Source organism: Myxosarcina sp. GI1(2024) (assembly GCF_053543375.1).
In genome coordinates this window covers 757383-780566 of record NZ_JBKGTY010000001.1, presented here as the reverse complement: position 1 = coordinate 780566, position 23184 = coordinate 757383, and the positions used below count along the sequence as shown (strand labels likewise).

22 protein-coding genes and 5 pseudogenes are annotated in these 23184 nt (G+C 42.4%); 11 read left to right on the top strand and 16 right to left on the bottom strand.

Going from position 1 to position 23184, the window contains the following annotated elements:
* Positions 1–179: 179 nt before the first annotated feature.
* The 4 genes and pseudogenes from ACLFKQ_RS03850 to ACLFKQ_RS03835 form a co-directional block, all read right to left on the bottom strand.
* Positions 180–1350 (bottom strand): annotated as a pseudogene (locus tag ACLFKQ_RS03850) (zinc-dependent alcohol dehydrogenase).
* A gap of 81 nt (positions 1351–1431) precedes the next feature.
* Positions 1432–1848, bottom strand: coding sequence for a hypothetical protein (locus tag ACLFKQ_RS03845; protein ID WP_448998561.1), 417 nt, complete (start codon positions 1846–1848; stop codon positions 1432–1434).
* A 368-nt stretch (positions 1849–2216) separates the two neighbouring features.
* Entirely contained in the window at positions 2217–2537 is a 321-nt protein-coding gene (locus tag ACLFKQ_RS03840; RefSeq protein WP_448998560.1) for a hypothetical protein, read from the bottom strand.
* Between the two features lie 36 nt (positions 2538–2573).
* Positions 2574–3044: pseudogene (locus ACLFKQ_RS03835) on the bottom strand (SRPBCC family protein); the annotation flags it as partial.
* Positions 3045–3139: 95 nt separating this feature from the next.
* Between ACLFKQ_RS03835 and ACLFKQ_RS03830 the strand changes: the two are divergent.
* The 4 genes and pseudogenes from ACLFKQ_RS03830 to ACLFKQ_RS03815 all read left to right on the top strand — a co-directional run bounded on the left by ACLFKQ_RS03830 (position 3140) and on the right by ACLFKQ_RS03815 (position 6735).
* A pseudogene (locus ACLFKQ_RS03830) lies at positions 3140–4410 on the top strand (IS701 family transposase).
* A 25-nt stretch (positions 4411–4435) separates the two neighbouring features.
* Positions 4436–4633, top strand: a complete 198-nt coding sequence (locus ACLFKQ_RS03825) for a hypothetical protein (protein WP_448998559.1) — start codon at positions 4436–4438, stop codon at positions 4631–4633.
* Between the two features lie 309 nt (positions 4634–4942).
* Positions 4943–5903: pseudogene (locus ACLFKQ_RS03820) on the top strand (FAD-dependent oxidoreductase).
* Between the two features lie 37 nt (positions 5904–5940).
* Positions 5941–6735, top strand: a pseudogene (locus ACLFKQ_RS03815) (IS1 family transposase).
* Positions 6736–6970: 235 nt separating this feature from the next.
* Here ACLFKQ_RS03815 and ACLFKQ_RS03810 read toward each other — a convergent pair.
* The 5 genes from ACLFKQ_RS03810 to ACLFKQ_RS03790 all read right to left on the bottom strand — a co-directional run bounded on the left by ACLFKQ_RS03810 (position 6971) and on the right by ACLFKQ_RS03790 (position 11929).
* Positions 6971–8053 carry a ferrochelatase gene (locus tag ACLFKQ_RS03810; RefSeq protein WP_448998558.1) on the bottom strand — a complete coding sequence of 361 codons (1083 nt, stop codon included), beginning with the start codon at positions 8051–8053 and terminating at the stop codon, positions 6971–6973.
* A gap of 248 nt (positions 8054–8301) precedes the next feature.
* The gene (locus tag ACLFKQ_RS03805; protein ID WP_448998557.1) at positions 8302–8667 is read right to left on the bottom strand and encodes a DUF4864 domain-containing protein; all 366 of its coding nucleotides are present in this window, start codon (positions 8665–8667) and stop codon (positions 8302–8304) included.
* Positions 8668–8802: 135 nt separating this feature from the next.
* Complete coding sequence (locus ACLFKQ_RS03800) at positions 8803–9669, bottom strand: carbohydrate ABC transporter permease (RefSeq protein WP_448998556.1); 867 nt, start codon at positions 9667–9669, stop codon at positions 8803–8805.
* A 57-nt stretch (positions 9670–9726) separates the two neighbouring features.
* Positions 9727–10614, bottom strand: a complete 888-nt coding sequence (locus tag ACLFKQ_RS03795; RefSeq protein ID WP_448998555.1) for a carbohydrate ABC transporter permease — start codon at positions 10612–10614, stop codon at positions 9727–9729.
* A gap of 1 nt (position 10615) precedes the next feature.
* On the bottom strand, positions 10616–11929 hold the full coding sequence (locus tag ACLFKQ_RS03790; RefSeq protein WP_448998554.1) for an ABC transporter substrate-binding protein: 1314 nt from the start codon (positions 11927–11929) through the stop codon (positions 10616–10618).
* A 379-nt stretch (positions 11930–12308) separates the two neighbouring features.
* Between ACLFKQ_RS03790 and ACLFKQ_RS03785 the strand changes: the two genes are divergently transcribed.
* From ACLFKQ_RS03785 to ACLFKQ_RS03770, 4 genes are all read left to right on the top strand, one after another.
* Entirely contained in the window at positions 12309–12677 is a 369-nt protein-coding gene (locus tag ACLFKQ_RS03785) for an STAS domain-containing protein (protein WP_448999449.1), read from the top strand.
* Positions 12678–12772: 95 nt separating this feature from the next.
* Positions 12773–13162: a Mini-ribonuclease 3 gene (locus tag ACLFKQ_RS03780; RefSeq protein WP_448998553.1), complete on the top strand. Its 390-nt coding sequence runs from the start codon at positions 12773–12775 to the stop codon at positions 13160–13162.
* A 19-nt stretch (positions 13163–13181) separates the two neighbouring features.
* The gene (gene rlmB, locus ACLFKQ_RS03775; protein WP_448999448.1) at positions 13182–14024 is read left to right on the top strand and encodes a 23S rRNA (guanosine(2251)-2'-O)-methyltransferase RlmB; all 843 of its coding nucleotides are present in this window, start codon (positions 13182–13184) and stop codon (positions 14022–14024) included.
* Between the two features lie 140 nt (positions 14025–14164).
* A complete protein-coding gene (locus ACLFKQ_RS03770; RefSeq protein WP_448998552.1) occupies positions 14165–14458 on the top strand; it encodes a DUF1816 domain-containing protein in 294 nt (97 codons plus the stop codon).
* Between the two features lie 145 nt (positions 14459–14603).
* Here ACLFKQ_RS03770 and ACLFKQ_RS03765 read toward each other — a convergent pair whose 3' ends face one another.
* From ACLFKQ_RS03765 to ffh, 3 genes are all read right to left on the bottom strand, one after another.
* Positions 14604–14978, bottom strand: a complete 375-nt coding sequence (locus ACLFKQ_RS03765; protein ID WP_448998551.1) for a KH domain-containing protein — start codon at positions 14976–14978, stop codon at positions 14604–14606.
* Complete coding sequence (gene rpsP / locus ACLFKQ_RS03760) at positions 14971–15219, bottom strand: 30S ribosomal protein S16 (protein ID WP_448998550.1); 249 nt, start codon at positions 15217–15219, stop codon at positions 14971–14973. Before rpsP ends, ACLFKQ_RS03765 begins: the two co-directional genes overlap by 8 nt.
* A 93-nt stretch (positions 15220–15312) precedes the next feature.
* Positions 15313–16764, bottom strand: a complete 1452-nt coding sequence (gene ffh / locus ACLFKQ_RS03755; protein ID WP_448998549.1) for a signal recognition particle protein — start codon at positions 16762–16764, stop codon at positions 15313–15315.
* Between the two features lie 165 nt (positions 16765–16929).
* Here ffh and ACLFKQ_RS03750 point away from each other — a divergent pair, with 165 nt between their 5' ends.
* A complete protein-coding gene (locus ACLFKQ_RS03750) occupies positions 16930–17733 on the top strand; it encodes a TlyA family RNA methyltransferase (protein ID WP_448998548.1) in 804 nt (267 codons plus the stop codon).
* 8 nt (positions 17734–17741) lie between these two features.
* On the opposite strand, the gene ACLFKQ_RS03745 is transcribed toward ACLFKQ_RS03750, so the two are convergent.
* Both ACLFKQ_RS03745 and ACLFKQ_RS03740 read right to left on the bottom strand, forming a co-directional pair.
* Positions 17742–18137 carry an FHA domain-containing protein gene (locus ACLFKQ_RS03745; protein ID WP_448998547.1) on the bottom strand — a complete coding sequence of 132 codons (396 nt, stop codon included), beginning with the start codon at positions 18135–18137 and terminating at the stop codon, positions 17742–17744.
* 408 nt (positions 18138–18545) lie between these two features.
* On the bottom strand, positions 18546–18869 hold the full coding sequence (locus ACLFKQ_RS03740) for a phasin family protein (RefSeq protein ID WP_448998546.1): 324 nt from the start codon (positions 18867–18869) through the stop codon (positions 18546–18548).
* 136 nt (positions 18870–19005) lie between these two features.
* Here ACLFKQ_RS03740 and ACLFKQ_RS03735 point away from each other — a divergent pair, with 136 nt between their 5' ends.
* Together ACLFKQ_RS03735 and ACLFKQ_RS03730 are read left to right on the top strand one after the other, a co-directional pair.
* Entirely contained in the window at positions 19006–19311 is a 306-nt protein-coding gene (locus tag ACLFKQ_RS03735; protein WP_448998545.1) for a TIGR03792 family protein, read from the top strand.
* A gap of 39 nt (positions 19312–19350) precedes the next feature.
* Positions 19351–19704 (top strand): zinc ribbon domain-containing protein, encoded by a 354-nt coding sequence (locus ACLFKQ_RS03730; protein WP_448998544.1) that lies wholly within the window; start codon positions 19351–19353, stop codon positions 19702–19704.
* A gap of 7 nt (positions 19705–19711) precedes the next feature.
* Here ACLFKQ_RS03730 and nblS read toward each other — a convergent pair whose 3' ends face one another.
* Together nblS and purD are read right to left on the bottom strand one after the other, a co-directional pair.
* Positions 19712–21649 carry a two-component system sensor histidine kinase NblS gene (nblS, locus tag ACLFKQ_RS03725; protein ID WP_448999447.1) on the bottom strand — a complete coding sequence of 646 codons (1938 nt, stop codon included), beginning with the start codon at positions 21647–21649 and terminating at the stop codon, positions 19712–19714.
* A gap of 157 nt (positions 21650–21806) precedes the next feature.
* Positions 21807–23069 carry a phosphoribosylamine--glycine ligase gene (gene purD / locus ACLFKQ_RS03720; protein WP_448998543.1) on the bottom strand — a complete coding sequence of 421 codons (1263 nt, stop codon included), beginning with the start codon at positions 23067–23069 and terminating at the stop codon, positions 21807–21809.
* Positions 23070–23184: the final 115 nt, after the last annotated feature.

Here is a 23184-nt window from a genome sequence, read left to right as displayed (position 1 = left end):
TGATTCTCCTTAAATTGACGAGCGAATAAATTCAATCTCATTCTTAGCTTGGCAAATTTCTTGAATATGCATTTCATCTAAAGGGTATATATGGCTCAATCTTTTGGGATATATTCTTTTTTTAACATCGATAGTATCTACTGCCTCCCCACACCCTCTCTACTCCTTGGCTTACTGTATTAAGGTTTGAGAACTACTTTAGTACAGTTGTCTTCTTTGTTGTGGAATATCTCATAGCCTTTGGGTGCCTCTTCGATACTCAGGCGATGGGAAATTACGAAAGAAGGATCGATTTCACCTTGTTGGATGCGATCGAGCAGAGGTTGGAGATACTTTTGAACGTGAGTTTGTCCCGAGCGCAAGGTCAAAGCCTTATTGACAATTGCCCCCAGAGGTATCTTATCGACAAAGCCTCCATACACCCCAGGAATTGAAACCGTTCCTCCTTTGCGACAAGCGACTATTGCCTGTCGTAAAACTGTAGGTCTTCCCGTTTCCAGTTTTACACCCTGCTTTACCTTGTCATAAGCCGCCATAGCATCGGTGCCGTGTGCCTCTAATCCCACTGCATCGATACAGCGATCGGGACCTCTACCACCCGTCATTTCTTTAAGAGCTTCTCCTGGGTCGATTTCTTCGTAGTTAATTACTTCTGCTTCCCCCTGTTGTTGAGCCATTTGCAATCTTTCGGGAAAGCGATCGATCGCAATTACTCGTTCTGCACCCAACATATAGGAACTTTTGATGGCAAATTGACCTACAGGACCACAACCCCAGACTGCTACGGTGTCACCCGGTTCGATATCGGCATTTTCTGCTGCCATATAGCCAGTGGGAAAAATATCGGTCAGGAAGATAACTTTATCGTCCTCTAAGCCATCTGGTACTTTCAAAGGTCCGACATCGGCATAGGGAACCCGTACATATTCTGCTTGTCCTCCTGCATAGCCTCCGAGTAAATGGGAATAGCCATAGATATCAGCAGGGGAATGTCCGTAGAAACCCTCCGCCATCCAGGTATTGGGGTTGGGAATTATCGCAAAGCGACCACAGGTCTTTTTGACAGAAAAAACAGTTACCACAGGAAATAGTAAAAGGAACTACGACGCGATCGCCTTTTTGTAAGTTATTTACTTCTTTACCGACTTCGACTACTTCCCCCATAAATTCATGACCGAGAATATCTCCCGACTCCATAGTGGGAATATTGCCTTCGTATAGATGCAAATCTGAACCGCAAATGGCAGTAGAAGTTATTTTAATAATGGCATCGCGGGGGTTGAGAATTTTGGGATCTGGTACGGTTTCAACTCGCACGTCGTGTTTATCGTGCCAACATATAGCTTTCATAATTTCAAATTTAATTAATATGTAGTTAGTAAGCTTTGCTAAATTGTTGGAAATCTACTTACTCTAAGAAGGATTGGAAGTCTATCTAATTCTGCGTTGCTCGTCTTCTATAACGATCTCATCTACATCTTTCGTAGGAACGACGGTACGCTGGCGAGCTACGGGATTAGTTGCTATGGTTTCAGCATTACCTAGATCGGGCGCATCATAAATACCAAATTCTTCGATGCCGTTATCTCTTAAAATTATTTCGGCACGATGTATCTCTTCATCGGTACCGTTAGCTAATAGTAAATAGCTACCGCTTTTGACGCGAGCGTTGTAGATTTTTGCTTTTTCTTCGGGAATACCCAAACCGACTAAAGCGCCGATAATACCGCCAGCGGCTGCGCCAATTTCCGCACCGGCAAGAGTACTAGCAATGGTAGAAGCTGCTTCTCCAGCTACGATTATCGGACCTACACCGGGAATGGCGAGCGTATCCAAACCAATTAACAAACCACCAATACCGCCTAAAACTGCACCGCTAGTTGCTCCCGCACCCGCACCTTCAGAGGCGTTATTGCCTTCTTCTACAGTTTCTTCACCACGATTTAGATCGTTTGCTCCTGCTACTCGATCGGCATCTCGGGCAATTAAATTAACTCACTTCATATTAAAGCCATCGTCTTTCAGTGCCCTTAATGCTGCTTCTGCTTCGTCGCGGCTGTAAAATAAACCAACTGCACGTTTGTAATTACTCATATTTTATGGTCAATAATCTCACTTTAATTTTTTGCTGCTTGTCTCGATCTCTTCATCATTCAAAAGTTATGACTACCGATCTTTATGACTTTTGAAAGAGAGTTAACCGACGGATAGATAAATTATTGGCGTTCGGTTTCGCTTGGGGTTTGGTCTTGAGAATAAGTCTCTCGTTGCTGGTTAACTCTGTCTATTACGTTCTCGTAGATCGATTTGCCTTCAGTTTCTTCTGGCAAATAGGTTTTACTGTTAGCTAACTCTTCTTTGTTACTATCGACTCGATTGGGGTTGCGCGTTTGCTGATAGGTATCTGTCTCTGCGCTATAGTTATCTCCAGCTAAGGCTGTTGCGCTGTAAGGGACATTAAGCAACCAAGTTCCTACGATAAGGATAAAAGCGATCGCGACAGTGCGTAGCCAGTGAGTAATATTAGTGTGGAACATAATTTTATTTCTCCTGATGTTTGGGGTTCGATTAAACTACTTAGAACCGTGGGATTGCCCTTCTGTAGTAGCGATTTCCCCAGTTTCCATTAACTGTTTGAAACGATTTAGTTCGTCGCCAATTTGTTCTTGGGGTGATTCGCCAAACAGTTTGGCAATAGCATTAGTTAACGCGCCTCCTGGAGGCTGATATTCTAAAACCACCTTGACTTGAGTACCACGATTTCCCGTAGCTGGTTGAAAGCGGACAAATCCACAGTTGTCGATATCGGCATTTTCTAGCGCACTCCAGGCAATTAAGCGATCGGGTTCATCTTTGACAATTTCAGCATCCCATTCGACGCTTAAGTCTAGAGGTGCATTAGTTACCCAGTGGGTTACCTTACCTGCTTCATCTTTATTAGTTATCGATTTGAGATGAGTCATAAAGTTGGGTAGATTGGTGAAATCGCGCCAGTAGCCGTATAGTTCGTTGGCGGGACGATTGATAATGACAGTTTTTTCTACTAACGGTACTTAAACAATTTAAACAGACAAAATAAGATAGAATACCTTTGCTGATTAACTTTAACATTATTCTAAAGCCCGATCGCACTTACTTTATGAAAGAAACTACTCCCGCAGCCATGCCTCCCTGTTTCGATAGATGAGATGGTGTCAAAAGTTTGATGATTTACTGAGAACTAAAGCGCAAAAAAGGGAATTCAGACATTATTTAGGAGGATTATTAGGGGAAAGTGAGCGAAAAAATGTATCTCAAATGGCTAAAGACGCAGTAGAGGTCACATACCACAAATTACACCATTTCTTAACTGAAGCAACTTGGTCAGCGAACAAGATAAATGAACGTCGCTTAGAAGTGATGAACAAGTGTAATCAAACGAGAATCAGTAAGGGATTTAGTCTAATTGTTGATGACTCTGGGCATAGAAAAAGTGGTAACTTTACCGCAGCAGTAGGTCGTCAATATATTGGGGAAATTGGGAAAACAGATAATGGCAATGTTGTAGTAACAACTCATCTATATGATGGCCAAAAAAGCTTACCTTTAGACATAGAACTATATCAACATGGTAATTCGTTGCCCGAAGGAAAGAAAGACAGAGAATTCAAGAAAAAACCCACCTTAGCCTTAGAATTAATCGATAAAAGTTTGAAGAGGGGATATCGACCAGGACTAGTATTAATAGATTCGTCCTATGGTAACAACACAACTGTTTTACTCGAACTGGAAAAAAAGAAATTAAAGTATATAGGAGGAATCGCTAAAAATCGTAATATTTTGGTTAAAACTCCATCAAATCAATTAGAAAAAATCAGAGTAGATGAATATGCTCAATGGTTATCTGATGAGGAATTTAAGGAGATTCAAATCCAGGGTGAAAAACCTAGAACCGTCTGGGTAGCAATAATAGAAGCAGAAATATCAAGGCTAGAAGGAATCAGAAAAATAGCTATCGTCATGAGTGCACCAATCTTTGAAGATGCTGAAGATATTGACTACTTACTCACAAATGTTGAGGGAGAAATAGTAACCGAGCAATGGATAGTTCAAACTTATGCTCAGAGAAACTGGATAGAAGTTTTCTATCGAGAAGCCAAGGGATGGTTAGGATTAAAAGAGTATCAAGTTAGAGATAAGAAGAGTTTGGAAAGACATTTTATTCTAGTTTTTTGTGCCTATACTTTTATCCTTTGGCATAAGCTTACTGGAGGTTTAAGAAGACGTTGGGCGAACAAACCTTTGGAGACATTTCCTGAAGCATTAGAAGCTTTTCGTACAGGTATATCTTATCGTTTTGTCCAATGGTTGAACCAAAATCGCGACGTATTCGTAGCTTATAAAGCTAGTTTGGGCTTTGTTTGGGCTTGATTTTTGTTTAAGTACCGCTAAAAGATTGGGCTCTAAACCAACTGCTTCGGCAGCGCGATCGATAACATTTTCCGATTCTGGTACGGGACGCTCGCCCAATGCCGCTAAAATATCTTTTAAAGAACGCTGCTGTAAATTTCTCATAACCAATGAGCTATTGTCAATTTCCCTAGCTGTCATGGTCGAATCGATCGTCGAATTTTTAGTTAATTCCATAATGTAAACTAAGGATATATAAGATAAATCGCTCGGTATTATTTATGTTGTTTTTTCAAAAGTAAAATAAGTTTCGCGCTTGAGACTCTAAAACTATTTAAGAGCAGTACCAAGATTTTTTTTTAGCTCTAAAGACAGAATAATTAATTGATGTACGCTTTCTTTTTCTTTCTCTGGGAATTTTGCCTCGAGTAAATAAATTCGTTAATTTAAAAAAACTTTAACCAATTTCTTTCTATTGATAGATAAAAGATGTCTCGCTTTATTTTTTAAACTTAAATAAACATACAAAAATAATTGTCAGCAAACGCGCCACATGCAAACATACGATGTAATCGTTATCGGTGCAGGTCACAATGGTTTGGTCTGTGCGGCCTATTTACTCAACGCGGGTTATAAGTTATAAGGTTCTCGTGTTAGAAAAACGTCCCATTCCTGGCGGTGGAGCGACCACAGAAGAAGCTTTACCCGAAGCAGCACCAGGCTTTTAATTTAATCTCTGTGCGATCGACCACGAGTTTATTCATCTCGGACCCGTAATTGAAGAGCTAGAACTAGCCAAATATGGGCTAGAATACCTCTACTGCGACCCCGTCACCTTTTGTCCCCATCCTGACGGTAAATATTTTCTGGCTCATGCTTCAGTAGAGAAAACTCAAGCCGAAATTGCGCGTTACAGTGAGCGCGACGCTGAAAAATATGGAGAGTATGTTGATTTTTGGCAACGGCTAACCGCAGGAATTACGCCAGTTTTCAATGCACCGCCCAAATCCGTTGTCGATATTGCCGGGAACTATGGCATCAAAAATATTCAAAAACTGTTGTCGACTTTGGGTGGAATTGATAAGACTTTGGATTTAGTTCGTACCATGCTTACCAGTCCCAAAGATAGTCTAGAATACTGGTTTGATTCAGAATTCCTCAGAGCACCGCTAGCCAGATTAGTCTCAGAATTTGGCGCGCCACCCTCGCAAAAAACTATTGGCATTGGTTCGATGATGATGTCGATGCGTCATAATCCAGGTATGGCCAGACCTCGTAGTGGTACTGGTGCTTTGACTCAAGCTCTAGTCAATCTAGTTAAAGATAAAGGAGGAGAAGTTTTATGCGATCGCCTGTCGTTAATTCTCTGTCAGCATAAACTGCCCGATAACCAACGAGAATTAGAAATCAACCCTGGACCAGATGGAAAAACATACTTCGTGTCGCAGACTAAAACAGGATATGTCACCGTAACTCCGTGGTGTTTTGCGATGAATAAGTTGGTAGTCCTGTAGAAGTAACGATCTAAAATAAACGTCGAGCTTAAATAACTTGAGAGCAAAGCCTACTTGTCCAAGCTGCCATTCTGAGAAAATTGTCAAAAATGGTCGGATTCACAACGGAAAACAAAGGTTTAGATGTAATCAATGTCATCGTCAATTTGTAGAGAAACCGCAAAAAATCGTCGTTAATCAAGAGAAACGGGAGTTGATTGACAGGCTCTGATTAGAAAGAATTTCTTTGGCAGGTATTGCACGAGCAGTTGAAGTGTCAGAAAAGTGGCTTCAAACCTATGTTAACCATAAATAAATATGCTCTAGTTCCCAGAGAAATAAAAGTCACACCCAAAAAAAGGGGAAATTGACGAAGCAGTGTGATGCAATGTGGAGGGGCTGTGTGCGGACACAGGTTCCGCACCTTGAAAGCCCCGTGTCATTTGTAGACCATCAAGGAAATAAACAATGGGTCTGGTTAGCTTTGGATTCCAAAACTCGTGAAATCGTTGGGGTAACAATTGGCGATTGGCTTTGCCACTGCGCGGAGCGCAATCGCAGCGAACAAGCAGCGCCAGAACTGTGGAATTCGCTACCTCCTGTCTATGGTCAATGTGCGGTTGCCTACACTGATTTTTGGGCAGCTTATGAGACGGTATTTCCTCAACAACCCCATCAAGCAGTGGGAAAAGAAACAGGAAGAACAAGTTATATTGAACGGTTTAACAATACTCTTAGACAAAGAGTATCTCGATTAGTGGGAAAAACCCTATCATTTTCCAAATCATTAGAGAATCATCTAGGTGCTATCTGGCACTTCGTATATTACTATAATGCTTCATTACATCTTTAGCACTACCCAATTCTCATCGATCGGGGAACGGACGATAATTTTTACCACCAACAACAGCTACTTCCCGAACAGTTCGAGGCGGCTTATAAACAAGCGGGTCAAGCTTTGAATTTAAGAATGCGCTCGGGTTACGATCGCAGCTACTTTACTATCGCCACTTTCATTGAAGATCGCATTCGCCACCACGCCCAAGTTTTGTGTAGTTAATTTGAGTTGGAGTAACTTTTCATAGAGGTTAGCTATCCCTCTTTTTACCTACTGGGAATAATAGAGCTTCTATTTGGGGGTTTGCCCAGTCTGCTACCATCTTAAGGAATTCGGGATGGTCGTTAACGCAGTTCATCCGCAGATAAGTGATTTCCGAATACTTCCGGCGAACTTGCTCGATAATCGTTTCTACATCCAGAATTGTTTCGTGGTTATCAGTGGCAAAGCCAATGGGAACGAATAGAATCGCTTTAGCTCCTAGTTCGATTAAGTTTTCAGCGGCTCGATCGGCATTGGGCTGCGTCCATTTAACAAAAGGAGTATCGTGATTGAGCCAACCAACCGAAATTAGCGGATAGCGATTAATTAGTTTGGCTCTAACTTTATCGTACAGTCCTTGACTTTCTTCAATTCCCGTCACGAATCCTTTCGCCTCTTCAGAACAGCCGTGATTCATTAAGACTATTCCTATCTGGGAAGGAAAATAAGCTGAGAGCAATTTCTCCCCGAGGGTTTCTTCAATGGAGCGAGCCTGTAAATCGATGTAGGCTGGGCGATCGAAAAAAGAAGGAATGTAGCTAGTTCCTTGCAGCCAGCGTTCTCCATCCTCTGTGAGTTGGGAAAGACTGTTATTGACTTGTTCTAAAGCAATACCACTAGTAAAAATAGAATCGACCACTAAAAGGGGATAGATTAGCAGTTTGTCAAATCCCCGCTCTTTGATTTGAGCCAGCACTTGTTCGGGTAAGAAAGGCTTGCAGAAATTGAATGCCTTGAAAACTTCAACCCGATCACCCCACTTTTGTTGAAGACTCCTTTCGATTCCAGCCCTTTGTCTCTCAAAGATTTCATTATGAGGAGAAATAAAGCGATCGTTTTCTTCTTCCCATTCTTGGCGATCGGAATTAGCTAAATACCAAGATAGAGTTGGTGTGAGCCACTTAGGAATGGGAGCAAACTTAGTCGTCAGTAGGTCGAGGGCTTGCCGATTGTAATCAGCAAAGTTTTCATAGTCTTCTACTTCGCCATAGCCTGTTAACAGTACCGCAACGCGACTTTTCTGTTGATGACGATCGCTGGAGTAATGTAACTGTTCTGGTGTAATAACCATATAATATTTCTCTATCGTATAATTTACGCAAACATCTCAATCCAGATAGGCAAGGAAGAAAGATTTTAACTCAACCAGTCTCTATTTCAGTCCTTGCTCTTCCTACTGGATACTGTTGTCAATTTAGCTATTGTTAACTTTTGTAACCTCTAGCTATTGACCGATCCTCACTGCTATTTGATGTTCTGGGTATATCTATATCTATGGTTGGCTAGTCGAAGGTTACTATTAACTATGTTCTGTTGCGATCAGTAATCTAGCGGTTCGTCGAGGGGAACTAAGAGACAACCGTGAATGCGCCAACTGCGATCGCGCTGCTGCTGCATGACGTAAACTGCCTTAACGACCGTTCCTGCTTCATTTAATAACATGACGATTTGAGCGGGAAAATCATCGACTAAAGTAAATCCGCGAAACATTACCGAACGTGGACGATAGACGGCTTGATAATTTTGTTTTACCATAGCCAGAAAGTTTTCTGCGCTGGCGAACTGCTGTTGAATAGTCGGACTGGCGATAGCAAAGGCAGCTGCAGCATTATCCTCTTGAAATGCCTGTAGCTGTCGTTCGATGCAGTTACGAATCAAGGCTTTATCATGTTCTGAGATATACATGAGACCTCTTGCATGAATAAATAATCAAACCCTTGTGCCTTGGAGTTTTACTCTTTTACTCTTAGCTTAAGTAGTTAATGAGGATTCGTGCAACAAGTCTATTAGTGGGTTTCAGCTTCAATCGAGCGATAGCTACTATCCCTTAACCGCTCCTGCGGTCAAACCCTGCACGATCTGACGTTGAAAAACTAGCACCAGAATCACTAACGGTAGAGTTCCCAAAACAGTTGCTGCTGCGATCGGGCCGTAAGGAATCTCGAATAAAGTCGCTCCTCCTAGCTGTGCGGTTGCTACGGGAATAGTTTTTTTAGCTTCTTCAGTAATAAAAGTCAGGGCAAATATATATTCATTCCAGGCAAAAATAAAGGTTAAAATTCCCGTAGTTGCCAACGCGGGTAAGGTCATGGGCAACACGATTTTGAGCAGCATTCCTATAGTTTTATAGCCGTCAATTTTTGCGGCATCTTCGAGGTCTTTTGGTAACTGCTCGAAAAAGCTCCGCATCACTAAAATTGTCAGAGGTAGATTGATTGCCGTATAGGGAATAATCAGGGCTAGATAAGTGTTGCCCAAACCGACGGCTTTGACTATTTCTAACAATCCTAAAAATAGTAAGACATAGGGAAATAAAGAAACGATTAAAATCCCCGTTAAAATTAAATTTCTTCCGGGTAACTTGGTTCTAGCTAAAGCATAAGCCGCAGGAGAACCGATAACCAAACATAAAATCGTAGAAACTATCGAGACAAAAGCACTATTGAAAATATAAAGTAAAAAGGGACGACGTACGAATAGTGCTCGGTAGTGTTCGAAAGTAATCTCGTCGGGCAGATAGACGTTGGGAATTGCCGATATATCCTCATTAGTTTTGATCGAAGTCAAAACCTGCCAAATCATCGGTGCCAGAAAAAAAACCAAAACCGCCAAAATGCTCAAACCTAAAACCACTTTACCAGCGGTTAATCTTGCTGCTTGTCGCTCTCTTAATTGTATTGAAGACATGAGCTATTACCCTTAAAATTCAATCGATAGATAAATAAAATTACCAATAAAGTAAACTCAAATATAAGAACGTGCTTTATTTAACAACCATGAGGTAATAGCAACGGCTAAGATTAACAACAAAAAGGTTACTACTACTAAAGCTGCACCATAACCAAAATCTAGATAACGCATTACCGTAGAATAGATGTAAATCGATACCGTTTCTGTCGCGCCTGCAGGTCCGCCTCCGGTCATTACCTGTACGAGGTCGAAAATCCCAAATGCCTGGGCAAATCTAAACAGCAGTGCAATTAAAATTTGAGGCATTAGCAAAGGCAAGGTAATTTGATAGAAGCTTTGCCAGGCACTAGCACCATCTAAAGCATGAGCTTCGTATAAATCTTGAGAAATAGACTGCAAACGTGCTAGCAGAATGATACTAATAAACGGAGTGGTTTTCCAAACATCAGCGACGATTAAAGCCACCATCGCCAAAGTCGGATCTCCCAGCCAGTTTATTCCCGTATCGATTAGTCCCAATCTTCGTAAAAGATCGTTAATTACCCCAAACTGATCGTTAAAAATCCATGCCCAAGCCAAACCCATAACTGCTGTGGGTAAAGCCCACGGAATGATGGCAACGGTTCTGACTACTCCTCGACCAAAGAAGGCTCTATTTAAAACTAAGGCAGTACCCAAACCTAAAATTAACTCCAACGTAATGCTAACTGCCGTAAAAATAGAGGTATTGAGCATACTTTGCCAAAATCTTCCATCTCCGACCATGCGCTGGTAGTTAGTGAGACCTGTAAACACTGGCTGAAGTTGAGTTCCCAAGTTTTCAGCATACAAACTCAGCCAGAAAGCTCTAGCAATGGGATAAATAAATACTAAAGACAATACGATTAGGGCAGGAATTAACAATAACCAACCCGTAATTTTTGCTTGTCGTTCTAGAGTCATCTTAATTTAATAACCTGCGAGTTTCGGCGGCAGCGGCTTTCATTGCCGACTCGGGATTCATTTTACCAGTCAAAGCCGCACTCAGATAACGCTGTAAAATATCCGAAGCCTGTGAATATTGAGGAATTGGCGGGCGTAAAGCAGAATTTTTAACTACCTCTAATAATTGGGGATAGTGACTGTATTTGGCTACGATTTGCGGATCGGTAAACAAAGACTTACGGCTGGGAACGTAGCCCGTTGCTAAAACATACTCTCGTTGACTAGCTTCACTACTAAAAAACTTAACTACCTCCCAAGCTGCTTCGAGATGTTTGCTATTTTTAGCAATACCCAGTCCCCAACCACCTAAGCAAGCACCGCTACTATTCCCTGGTTGATGAATCATCGGTTTAATGGCAAATTTACCAGCGATCGGTGATTCTGAAGCTAGACTGTAGACATAAGGCCAATTACGTAAAAATGCGGACTTACCATTTTCAAACAAACGACGGGTTTCCTCTTCGGCATAAGTAGTAACTCCAGGAGGAGAAATTCCCTTCTCAATGGTGCTGCGTAAAAAGTCTACTGCCTCAACTGCTTCTGGTCGCTCCAAGCCCACCTCTAAAGTATCGGGATCGATCCAAAAACCGCCACTACCTTCGAGTATTTCGACAAACATAGCCGACAAACCCTCATATTGCTTGCCCTGCCAGACATAACCCCAGTCTGTCAGTCCCTGTTGTTGTAAATCTTGAGAAATTTTAAGTAAATCGGCAAAGGTTTCTGGAGGCTGATAGCCAGCCTCTGCTAACCAATCGGTGCGGTAATAAAGCATTCCCGCATCCGAACGAAACGGAACGCGGTACAGCTTGCCGCGATACATTCCGCCATTGATATCGCCCTCTAAAAATTCGTCGAGTTCCTCATCCGATAAACGTCCCGATAGATCTTCTAACCAGCCAGCAGCGGCAAACTTGGGAGTCCAAACGATATCCATGTAGACTAAATCGTAAACCGATTCTCCCAGTAAAAAGGATGATGTATATAAATCTTCTACCTGATTGGTATCGCTAGGAGCGGCAAAAACTTTAATCCTAATTTGAGGATGTTGTCGGTGAAATTTTTCTACTAATGGTTGCCACTGAGAAGCTTCGGCAGCTTGCATCAAAACACTAACAGTAACTGGTTGTTGAGAAGTTACGGGTATTATCCAAAAATAAAACAGGGCAATTGTGGCGACAAATAGGAGTAAAAACCGCAAAATTTTGGGTTTGATGCTCCTGAATCTGGAAAAAATTTTAAGCTGAAGGTGTGATAAGAAAAAGTTAGACATCGATTCTGAAGTAAAATTGACACACAGTCAGATACTACTCTGCCATAAGAAGACTGAGTAATCTCTAACTTTTAAAATTTTTAGTTTACTTTTGTAGATTACTGTGAATTAAGCGATCGCCAAATGTATGATTCTTGGTTCTCTTTCAGCGCGATCGCTTCAATCTAAATAATTAAGATTAGGTATATAATTTAATTCTAATATTTATCTCCAGGAGCTATTTATTTTGAGCTTAGTGTACGTTAGCGGCTATTAATAACGACCTTCTGAATTCAAGCATTATACTCTATCATTACAATAATTGAAGTTAACCTCTTTTTGTCTGAAGAAAAGATCGGGTATACTTCAAAATCGAAATTTAAGAACAGTTGAGGAGGAAATTATTCCAGAACAGCTAAATCTGACTGTAAGCTTGAGAGGCACTCGCGAAGTCAGTAATAATTATCAAATTTTTCGTCTTACTGGATTACTCGATGCTTTTTCCGAGCCAGCATTTCGTAAAGTCATCGGCAACTGTATCGACCAAGGACCACAAGACGTAATTTTAGTTTTGTCTCAAATCGATTTTATCGATAGTTCTGGTTTGGGCGCTTTAGTACAATTAGTCAAACAGGCTCAAAATCAGGGAGGTAGCTTGCAAGTGGTTACCAATCCCCGGGTGACTCAAACAGTAAAGTTGGTTCGTTTGGAGAAATTTCTTTCTCTACAACCTTCTGTGGAAACCGCGCTAGAAAACCTCAAAAATTAACCTAACATCTAATTTGACTCTAAGTTTTATCAGAGTCCATTTCCAACCAAATAAAACCATTTGAAGCAGTTCTAACTTGGGCGAAGATTGAAAATATGGCTAATTTAACAGCCAAAGAACAATTGGCTGAAATCGAACGATTGTCGCCAGTAGCTCTGGCGTATATCGGAGATGCCGTATACGAATTATACGTTCGTACTTACTTTTTGATGCCACCGAAGCGCATGGCAAATTATCACGGTCAAGTCACTGCCCAAGTAAGAGCCGAAGCTCAGGCAGCTCAATTAGAACTTCTTCAACCTTATTTAACTGCTGCCGAACGAGAAATTCTTCGTCGCGGACGTAATGCCTGTGGGGGAAAACCGAGACGGCTATCCCCCCAACTGTATCAACAGGCAACTAGTTTAGAAACTTTAATTGGCTATCTCTATCTAACTGACCTGCAGCGTTTGGAGGAATTATTAGCTAAGTTAAACATAGAGTAAATTGAGCCAAATCTCAGATTTGATGAAACAAAGCTATCCCAAGCGCTCGCCCAAGCGAGACAATAGCAAACCTCGCCCTAAAATTGTCGAACGAACTATTGAAGAAGAAAACTTAGAAGCAACTAATTCGATTTACGGTCGCCACAGCGTTCTCGCAGTCTTGGAAAGCGATCGCCCCGTCAGTCGAATCTGGATTACTCGCAAACTACGTAGAAGCCCCAAATTTGCAGCTTTATTAGAGGAAGCCAAAGCCAAGGGGACGATAATCGATGAAATCGACAGTCATCGCCTCGATAAATTAAGCTCTGGAGCCAACCATCAAGGAATAGTCGCTCAAATTGCTCCTTATGCTTATTGGGAATTGACTGAATTAATCGAGCGAGCCAAACTTAAAAGTAATCCCGTAATTGTCGTCGCCGATGGCATTGAAGATCCTCACAACTTAGGTGCCATTATCCGCACTGCAGAAGCAATGGGTGTGCAGGGACTAGTTATTCCCCAAAGAAGGGCAGTAGGTGTGACCTCTACTGTAATGAAAGCCGCCGCAGGAGCTGTAGAGCATTTAGCGATCGCCAGGGTGGTAAATTTAAACCAGGCGATCGAGCAATTGAAAGAAGCTGGTTTTTGGATTTATGGCACTGCGACCCAAAGCAGTCAATTATTACACACAATCGATTTTAGCGGTGCAGTAGGATTAGTAGTAGGCTCGGAGGGCAAAGGCATCAGTCCTTTAACTCAACGTTATTGCGATGAATTAGCGGCGATTCCTCTGTCGGGAGCGACTCCCAGCCTCAATGCTTCGGTAGCAACAGCGATCGCACTCTACGAAATCTTTCGCCAACGACAAGCGCGATCCCAATAAAAATATTATTTAAATTGAAATTGCAGTCTATCTGACGGTATAAATAAATAAAAATTAGTAAAACTAAAATAACTTCAATATAGACTGCTCGATAATTTTACAAAAATTAATTTAATTTAGCAAAAATAGAGGATAAATTAATGAAAGAAATGCTCAAAGAAATGTCGATCTCGTTACTCAATAGCTTTGGTTTGGCTCACTGGGTAAAAATCATTTCCGAGAACCCCCAATGTACCTATTACTTCGGTCCCTTTCTAACTTCAAATGAAGCCCATGCCGCGCAGGCTGGTTACGTTGAAGATTTAATTGGAGAAGGAGCAAAAGTCGATAAACTGGAAGTTAGGCGTTGCAAACCCCAGCATTTAACCGTTTATGATGAATCCAACGAAACCACAGATCTAAAGCTTTCTATGTTTAGCAGTCAGACCTACTAAAAAACTATTGGCTTGAAGTTAATAGCAGATTCCAGGCTCTGCCTCTGTGGGACAGAGCTTATGCTTTAAAAGGTAACTAAAACTCGAACAGCTCGAGAAACCTTAATTTTCCTAGCCAGTCTTTCCAGCCTCCTTTGCTTCCTGGTTACTCCGATTTAGTAATACGGGGTCGTTCTTTGGAAGTGCGGGATCTTTTTTTTCTGTTAGCACTACTAGAATTACTAGAGGATTGGCGTTCGGGACGATTGCGGTTTTCACCGTCGTAAATATCTAGATAAATCAATTGGTCGGCTAAAGCAGCAGCAGTATTTAATACGGTTCTAATAGCTTGAATATTGCGACCACCGCGACCAAATACTTTCCCACGGCTATCGCTATCGAAAGCGACTCTCAACCAGATTTTTCGCTCTCTAATGATTTCACTGTCGATATACAGCGATTGTGGGTCGTCTAACAAAGGGTCAATCAAAAATTTAACTAGCCCTTCGTAATCTGGGCTAGTCTTAGTCTTTCTAGGCATGAACTCGGTCGAGAACTTGTGCTTTTCGGAGAATGCTTTTTACAGTTTCGCTGGGCTGTGCGCCTTGTTCCAATCGTTTGACAATCGCCGGAACATCCAGTCTAGTTTCGTCGGTTCTAGGATTATAGTAACCCAATTCTTCAATGGGACGACCATCACGACGATTTCTGCTGTCGATCGCCACAATACGGTAGCTGACTTCTCTTTTCTTACCAAATCTTTTTAAACGGAGTTTGAGCATATATATAAATTTCTCAATATCGAAATATAGTCCTTAACGATTGTAAACTATCTGCTGATTCTTCTAGTTGGTTAATTCAGACAATATTCTATCTTACAATGTACCAAAGCCTTTTTTCTTCTTTTTTTTCTTTTTCTTCTTGCCTTCTCCCTGTTGAGGGCGAAAACCAGGCATGGCAGCGCCACCCATACCGGGCATTCCCATACCGGGCATACCGCCGCCCATACCGGGCATTCCCATACCGGGCATACCGCGACCCATTTGCTGCATCATCGAGCGCATCTTGCTAAAGTCTTTAATTAGCTTGCTGACATCTTTTTCGAGAAAGCCAGACCCCTTGGCGACACGACGACGACGACTGGGAGAGCTAGCTAGTAAATCGGGGTTAGTGCGCTCATCTTTAGTCATCGAATTAATCATCGATTCGGTTTGCTTGAGTTGAGTTTCTCCTTTAGCTAAATCTGTGCCACTAATTTTACCCATCCCAGGAATTAGCTTGAGCACGCCTCCCAAAGAACCCATGTTTTTCAGCAGGCGCATCTGTTTGAGAAAGTCGTTAAAGTCGAACTGCGCCTCCATAATTTTGGACTGCATCTTTTCGACATCGGCGAGATCGATTTCTTCTTGGGCTTTTTCTACTAGAGTAAGAATGTCGCCCATGTTGAGGATCCGAGAAGCCAGGCGATCGGGATAAAATGGCTCTAATGCCTCGACTTTTTCCCCGACACCGACAAATTTAATTGGCTGTCCCGATACCTGTCTGACTGACAGAGCCGCACCACCGCGACTGTCGCCATCTAGTTTGGTGAGAATTGCCCCGCTAATGCCAATTTCTTCCTGAAAAGTCCGGGTGAGGTTGGCTGCTTCTTGTCCCGTCATCGCATCGACTACCAGTAAAGTATCATCTGGATTGACGGTTGCTTTGATGCGGGCTAATTCACCCATCATATCTGGATCTATTTGCAGCCTACCTGCCGTATCGATAATTACCGTATCTACCGCCATTTCTTTGGCGCGATCGACTCCCTGACGAGCAATTTCGACAGGATCGGCATCGGTTCCCAGTTCAAACACGGGAACATCAATTTGTTTGCCTAAAGTTAGTAACTGATCGATAGCCGCAGGGCGATATACGTCAGTACCGACCATCAGACAACTGCGTTTTTGCTTGCCCAGGTACAGAGCTAGTTTCGCAGTAGCAGTAGTTTTACCAGTACCCTGCAAACCTGCCATCAAAATAACTGTCGGCGGTCGTTCTGCTTTAGCTAGGGGAACGTTGCTTTCCCCCATCACTCGGACTAATTCATCGTAGACAATTTTGATAAATTGTTGTCCCGGATTGACTCCAGAAATTACTCCTTCACCTAATGCTTTCTCTTCGACTTCGGCAATGAAGGTTTTAACTACCTGCAAGTTGACATCAGCAGATAGCAAGGCGCGACGCACTTCTTTAAGAGCATCTTGAATATTCGATTTGGATATTTTGTCTTGACCGCGCAGTTTTTTCCACGCGTCATCTAGTTTTTCGGCTAGGGCATCAAACATAAAGCAATTTTTGAATTTTTTATTGAGTTATTGTTATCTCGAAGCTATTGAATGTCTAAATTTTAGTTCAGTTATATTATTGTATAAATTCCCGTAGCGGTTCGGTTATGGTCTCGATCGACTAAACTAATAACAAATGATAGTAATTTCCGATCTCGGTATCAATTGAGCAAACAAAGACTGGATAATCTCTTGATGAGTCTCAATCTCTGTAATTCTCGTGCAGTAGCGCAGCGTTCGATCAGAGCGGGAGAAGTTATGGTAGACGATCGCATTATCGATAAACCAGGCACGGAAGTCGAGGTAACTGCGGCGATCGCCCTGAAGCAAAAGCCGCCTTATGTCTCTCGCGGTGGCGTAAAATTAGCTAAGGCGCTTCAAATCTTTGAGATCGATGTTAAAGGGCGGATCTGTCTCGATGGCGGTATTTCTACGGGCGGTTTTACTGACTGTTTGCTACAGGCAGGAGCAGCACTGGTTTATGGAGTCGATGTGGGCTACGGACAGGTAGCCTGGAGTTTGCGTACGAGCGATCGCGTCATTCTGAAAGAAAGAACCAATTTTCGCTATCTTACCCCAGAGGAACTATATGGCGATTGCCCTCATGCTAGTTTGGGTGTGATGGATTTATCGTTTATTTCCTTAACCAAAATTTTAGCCAATTTACGTAACTTATTGACCTTTCCCCACGAAGTAGTTTTACTGATCAAGCCCCAGTTCGAAGTGGGAAAAGCCAAGGTTGGTAAAAAAGGTGTAATTCGCAACCCTCAAGACCGAGCTGAGGCGATCGCGCGAGTTTGGCAAGTTGCCCATCAACTAGGCTGGCAATATCAAGGACTAGTTAGTTCTCCCCTCAAAGGTCCTGCGGGAAATATCGAATATTTGCTATGGTTAAAGTCTCAACCATCACAGTTGCAGAACCTAGAACGAATCGAGGAAGTTATTGCTGAAGTGGCAAGGGAGACCTAAAAATCGTTCTAATTAATCAAAGTATCTTTAGAAGATTTTAAAATTTTCTTTTTTAGTTCTTCTTGGCGGTGAAGTTCGTCAAGCTCTTCTGGTTCGGGAAATTCTGATTCAATTTTGACTAAGATTTTCGGTCCCGAGGTTGCTAGTCGGAAAATCGTACCATCAAATATAGGAGCTTTAGTAATTTTTTTTCCGTCAACGTAGGTGCCATTTGCTCCCAAATTAATTACTTCCCAACTTTGTTCGGTTTTTTTGACTTCGACATGGTAGCGCGATACTACAGCACTATATAACACTACTTCATTATCAGGGGCACGCCCGATCCGAATAGTCGATTTATCTTCAAAAGTCCAGCTTTGAACTGCTATTTCTCTTAAAGGATGTAATAGGGTTAAGGTAATCACAGATCGGCTATCTCAAACAATAAAGTCATTCACTAAAAGTTTTTTGAGGAAGGCGGGAAACGAAGTTATTTTTAGTTTTTTATATTTGGTGTCAAATCAAATTTAAAACCATTGCACCACAAAAAATCGCTATTTAATCTTAGCCGATCGCTTTTTGAGTTGTCGGCTATTAGAAATTAATCTTATCTCTATTACAAGTTAAATTGTCCTTAGCGATCGACCATTGGCTTCATTTTTAAAGTTTCGCTCGCGGGTAAATCTACTCAACCTCCTTCGCTCTCACTTAATAACTTTATTGTTGCCAATAGCTGAAAGCTAATAGCTTTAAGTTAACTAATAGCCAACAGCTTACGACCTAGTTCTTACCTTCCAAAGCCAGAAAAACGTTATCGATCATTTGGCGCTCGGTTAACGCCAGCTTTTGTTTTCTAAGTTTCTAACTTGACGTTCGAGGCGATCGATTCTGCCTCTTAATTCGTCTAATTCTGATTGTCGAGGAACGCCCAAATCCTGGAGCATATTTCTTACTTGTCTTTCAGCTTGCTGTTGCATCGTTCCAGATTCGGAACTAAATTGGCGCATTAAATCGTCAACCATAGACTTGGCTTGTTCGGAGTTGATTTTTCCTTCTCTGACCCATTCTTGGCTAACTTCTCGAATTTTTTCGGCAACCAGAGAAGTGGTACCGATACCGACCATTAATAACTGTCTCAGCCAATCATTACTTTCCATATTAATTTCCTCAAATTTACTTACTATGTTACTGCCATCGTAGAATGGTAAACGGTATACTGCAGGGGAACGAAGTCAAATGTCTTTGCCCTCATACAAGATATATTATTGTTGATTTATCTCTCGATCGACTTGCATGGTTATTGAATGGCTTAAATTTAGAGTAGCACCAGAAACTCGAGAAAAATTTATTCGACAAGACGAAGCGATTTGGACGGCAACCCTAAGCCAACAACCTGGTTTTGTCGGTAAAGAAGTTTGGCTAGATCCCAGTAAAAGCAATGAAGTTATCTTCGTCATTCGCTGGCAGAGTCGCCAACAGTGGAAAGCGGTTCCTCTGGAAGTTTTAACTGCTACCGATCGCCAATTTGCTGAGGCGATGGGGGGAACTCAATATAAAATGCTAGAAAGCAAGGAATTTCAAATACGCAAATTTTCCTAGATGAGAAAATAAAACTAGCTTGTCTTAAGGTTCGATTTTATGGCTAACTGTCCCCGCTGCGATCGCGCGATCGATTCCCAAGCAATAGAATGTCCTCACTGTCGCTACCAGCTTAAAGCTTTCGGTCATCCCGGTATACCTCTGTATCGGGCGACCGAAAGCGAATATTTGTGCGATCGCTGTGTCTATCATGATGACGATACCTGTAATTTTCCTCAGCGTCCTCATGCTAAAACATGCACTTTATTTCGCGACTCTTCTTTGCCATTAAAAGAAGAAACTACACATCCAACTGCAAATGGTTTTCAGTCAGTCAAATACTGGCTCGGTCGCCATCGAGGTTTGGTCGCGATCGCCGTTATCGCCCTGGTCAGTATTCTATTGGCATTTTAGGCAGCAATTACGGTTCCTCTTCAACGGTCTCTACTGCTTGAATTAAATTGTGCTCCGAATGGGAATGTTCGTAAACTGGCAGATCGAACCAAAAAGTAGTGCCCGCTCCGACTTCACTTTTTAAGTGAACTTGGCTGTTGTGTTTTTCAATGATGTTACGGACGATCGAAAGACCCAGTCCAGTCCCTTCTAAGGTGTGAACTCGATTTTCAACCCGGAAGAAACGTTCGAAAATTGCTTCTTTATCTTCTGGAGAAATCCCAATCCCGGTATCGATTACTTCTACTCTCACCTGCCGGGGATGAGTCGAGATTACGGTGTCGGATTCGACTGGATAGGCGCGAATCGTTACTTTACCTCCGGCGGGAGTAAATTTGAGACTGTTGCCAACCAAATTCGCTAACACCTGTAACAAGAGGTCGTAATGACCGAGTACGGTGGGCAAATTGGGGGAGATTTGCTGGTCTAGGGCAATACCTTTATCCTTGGCATTGAGTTGATAGGTTCTGAGAGTCTGTTCGATGGTTTGGGTTAGATCGACCTCACCCAGTTGGTAGGTTCGAGAAGATTCTAAACGAGATAAATCTAAAACATCGTTAACCAAACGGCTGAGGCGATCGGTTTCGTGATTCGCCGTTGCTAAAAATTCTCGCTTCTGAGTCTCACTCAGATCTTCGCCATATTCGAACAGGGTTTCGATAAAGGATTTGATATTAAATAAAGGGGTTCTCAATTCGTGGGAGACATTGCTAATAAACTGACTTTTAGCTTCATTTAGTTCGACTTCGCGGGTAATATCCTGAATGGTCATGGCAATTCCTTTAATGTTTTCCCGTTCGCTATCGACCACTTTTCGGAGTAAAACTCTCACCGTTCTCTCTACTGGTTGTTTGATAGTAATGCGAAATTCATCTTGGGGAAGTACATCTTCAGCGTTATCTGTATGACTGCGATCGGCATCATGAGTCAGGGTTGTTAATTCTCCCTCTCTCGTATCGGCAATAATTTGATAGAGAGGCTTGGTTAATTTAACTGTAAGTTCCGATGGCAAATAATGGAGGATGTTTTCGCCGATCGCCTTTTCTTCCCAGCCAAAGATGCGTCTGGCGGTGGGGTTGACCAGAATAATCTTCATGTTGGTATCGATGAGAACTGCACCGTCAGCGATGGTAGATACTAGAGTTTCCAGCTTGGCTTTTTCGGCAGTTAATTCCTCAATATTTTGCTCTTCATATTTTTCTAAGCGTTCTGCCATAAAATTGAAGCTGGCAATTAGTTCTCCTAGTTCTCCTCTCAGAGGGAGATCGATCCGCTGTTTGAAATTTTTAGCGGCGATATTTCTCACCCCGACTAATAGTTCCTTAATCGGTCTGGTAATCATCAACGCATTAAAAACGTTGCCCAAGATCACCATCGCCCAGATCGTGATAAACACCGAAATAGTTACATCTCTAGTGAGATTCGAAGAAGCGACAATCGTAGGGTTGGGATTAATCCCAACTGCTAAAACTCCTAAATACTTATCTTCGTGTCTTAAAGGAACGAATACGTCGGTAACTTCGCCATTAGGAGTATCATGCTGGCGAATAAAGGGGAGTTCGCTGTTTTCGGCATAGTCCTCTGGTAACTGAATTTGACGCTCGATAGTTAGAGAATTCTGTACCTCCGCCTGGGAGTAGGGAATACCAAAAAAGATATTGCCTTCGCGATCGGCATAAATCAGGTAACGTACGCTGGAGGTACTGAGGAAAAAACGACTGGAAAAACGAGCTAAGCCATTGAGGTCATCTTCGGCAATAAAAGGGGCAGCATTAGCAGCTAATAGCAACCCTAAATCGTTGCCAAAGCGAGTATCGTGAACCCTAGCATCTTGTTGAATAGTGTTTACCGTCCAGAAAGTTAGACCACTCATAACCAAGGAAACTACTAAAGTAGCCGCTGCCATGAGTTTGGTCTGGAGGGTAAATTCCGACCACCAGAGGGCAATAATTTCTTTAATCTTGGTAATAAGAGTCAGCAAAATACTCCGCGTAAATAATTAATAAATGTTAAGATGCCTGCAATTATAGTTTATCAATTAGTACGGAGGTAATTGGAGAATTTTATTTGCCGAGCCGATATCCAATGTCGCGACGGTAATACATTTCTTCAAACCGAATCGATTTTACCTTATCGTATGCTAGAGCGATCGCCTCTGCATGATTGTCTCCTAGGGCGGTAACTCCCAATACCCGACCACCGTCGGTAATGAAGCGATCGCCCCGCAGTTTGGTTCCGGCTTGAAAAACCATAACTTCCGGTGCAGAAGCAGTATCTAATCCAGAAATTTCATATCCTTTGTGGTAGCGATCGGGATAGCCTCCAGAAGCAAGCACTACACAGACGGCGGCTTTACCATTCCAGGCGATTGGGGGTTGGGATGCTAGTCGCCCTTCTACACAGGCGAGGAGTAATTCATCGAGAGAGGTTGCCAGTAGAGGTAAAACCGCTTGAGTCTCAGGATCGCCAAAGCGACAGTTAAATTCAATTACTTTAGGGTCGCCTTGGGGAGTAATCATCAAGCCAGCATAGATTACACCCCGATAATCGATACCGCGCTGGTTTATAGCGTCTAGTGTCGGTTGGAGAATTTCCTGCTGAATTCGCTGTTGCAGTCGCACGTCTACTATGGGTACCGGTGCGTATGCGCCCATGCCCCCAGTGTTTTTTCCCGTATCTCCTTCGCCGATGGGTTTGTGGTCTTGTGCGGGTAGTAGGGGGCGAATAGTTTTTCCGTCAGTCAGGGCGAGAACTGAAACTTCTTCTCCCATCAGAAATTCTTCAATAACTAGGCGGGAAAAGTTTTGACGAAATAAACCGTCGATCGCCGCGATCGCTTCTGGAATTGTTGCTGCTACTACGACTCCTTTACCTGCAGCTAAACCATCGACTTTAATAACTATCGGTGCATTCTGTTGCCTTACATATTCCTTAGCCGCCGTCGGATCGCTAAAACTATCAGCATGGGCGGTGGGAATATTTGCCGCCCGCATCAATTCTTTTGCCCAACTCTTACTAGACTCGAGTTGCGCCCCTGCTCGATTAGGACCAAATACGGGAATTTGCTGCTGTTGGAGATAATCGCTAATTCCCAAAGACAGAGGTACTTCTGGTCCCACTACTACTAAAGAGATCTCGTTTTCTCTGACTGCATCAGCTATTCCTTCAAAGTCATCTACCGCTAGAGCTAAATTGCGACAATTTTCCATTTTTGCAGTACCGCCATTACCAGGGGCGCAAAATACCCATGTCACATTAGACGATCGCAATAATGTCCAGGCTATGGCGTGTTCTCTGCCACCGCTACCTATTACTAAGATTTTCATCGATATCCAATATTTACGAACAACTATTAATTAAACCGCGTTCCAGGGTCAATTAAAGCAGTTTTCTCTTGGGCAGACCAGATCTCGGTATTAGACAGGAGGCAGGAGACAGAAG

What these genes read in the sequence shown, in the direction of transcription:
- ACLFKQ_RS03840 (WP_448998560.1), bottom strand. Translation starts at nt 2,537, where the DNA reads ATGTTCCACACTAATATTACTCACTGGCTACGCACTGTCGCGATCGCT.
- ACLFKQ_RS03810 (WP_448998558.1), bottom strand. Translation starts at nt 8,053, where the DNA reads ATGGTTATTACACCAGAACAGTTACATTACTCCAGCGATCGTCATCAA.
- ACLFKQ_RS03805 (WP_448998557.1), bottom strand. Translation starts at nt 8,667, where the DNA reads ATGTATATCTCAGAACATGATAAAGCCTTGATTCGTAACTGCATCGAA.
- ACLFKQ_RS03800 (WP_448998556.1), bottom strand. Translation starts at nt 9,669, where the DNA reads ATGTCTTCAATACAATTAAGAGAGCGACAAGCAGCAAGATTAACCGCT.
- ACLFKQ_RS03795 (WP_448998555.1), bottom strand. Translation starts at nt 10,614, where the DNA reads ATGACTCTAGAACGACAAGCAAAAATTACGGGTTGGTTATTGTTAATT.
- ACLFKQ_RS03790 (WP_448998554.1), bottom strand. Translation starts at nt 11,929, where the DNA reads ATGTCTAACTTTTTCTTATCACACCTTCAGCTTAAAATTTTTTCCAGA.
- ACLFKQ_RS03780 (WP_448998553.1), top strand. Translation starts at nt 12,773, where the DNA reads ATGGCTAATTTAACAGCCAAAGAACAATTGGCTGAAATCGAACGATTG.
- ACLFKQ_RS03770 (WP_448998552.1), top strand. Translation starts at nt 14,165, where the DNA reads ATGAAAGAAATGCTCAAAGAAATGTCGATCTCGTTACTCAATAGCTTT.
- ACLFKQ_RS03765 (WP_448998551.1), bottom strand. Translation starts at nt 14,978, where the DNA reads ATGCCTAGAAAGACTAAGACTAGCCCAGATTACGAAGGGCTAGTTAAA.
- rpsP (WP_448998550.1), bottom strand. Translation starts at nt 15,219, where the DNA reads ATGCTCAAACTCCGTTTAAAAAGATTTGGTAAGAAAAGAGAAGTCAGC.
- ffh (WP_448998549.1), bottom strand. Translation starts at nt 16,764, where the DNA reads ATGTTTGATGCCCTAGCCGAAAAACTAGATGACGCGTGGAAAAAACTG.
- ACLFKQ_RS03740 (WP_448998546.1), bottom strand. Translation starts at nt 18,869, where the DNA reads ATGGAAAGTAATGATTGGCTGAGACAGTTATTAATGGTCGGTATCGGT.
- ACLFKQ_RS03735 (WP_448998545.1), top strand. Translation starts at nt 19,006, where the DNA reads ATGGTTATTGAATGGCTTAAATTTAGAGTAGCACCAGAAACTCGAGAA.
- ACLFKQ_RS03730 (WP_448998544.1), top strand. Translation starts at nt 19,351, where the DNA reads ATGGCTAACTGTCCCCGCTGCGATCGCGCGATCGATTCCCAAGCAATA.
- nblS (WP_448999447.1), bottom strand. Translation starts at nt 21,649, where the DNA reads ATGGCAGCGGCTACTTTAGTAGTTTCCTTGGTTATGAGTGGTCTAACT.
- purD (WP_448998543.1), bottom strand. Translation starts at nt 23,069, where the DNA reads ATGAAAATCTTAGTAATAGGTAGCGGTGGCAGAGAACACGCCATAGCC.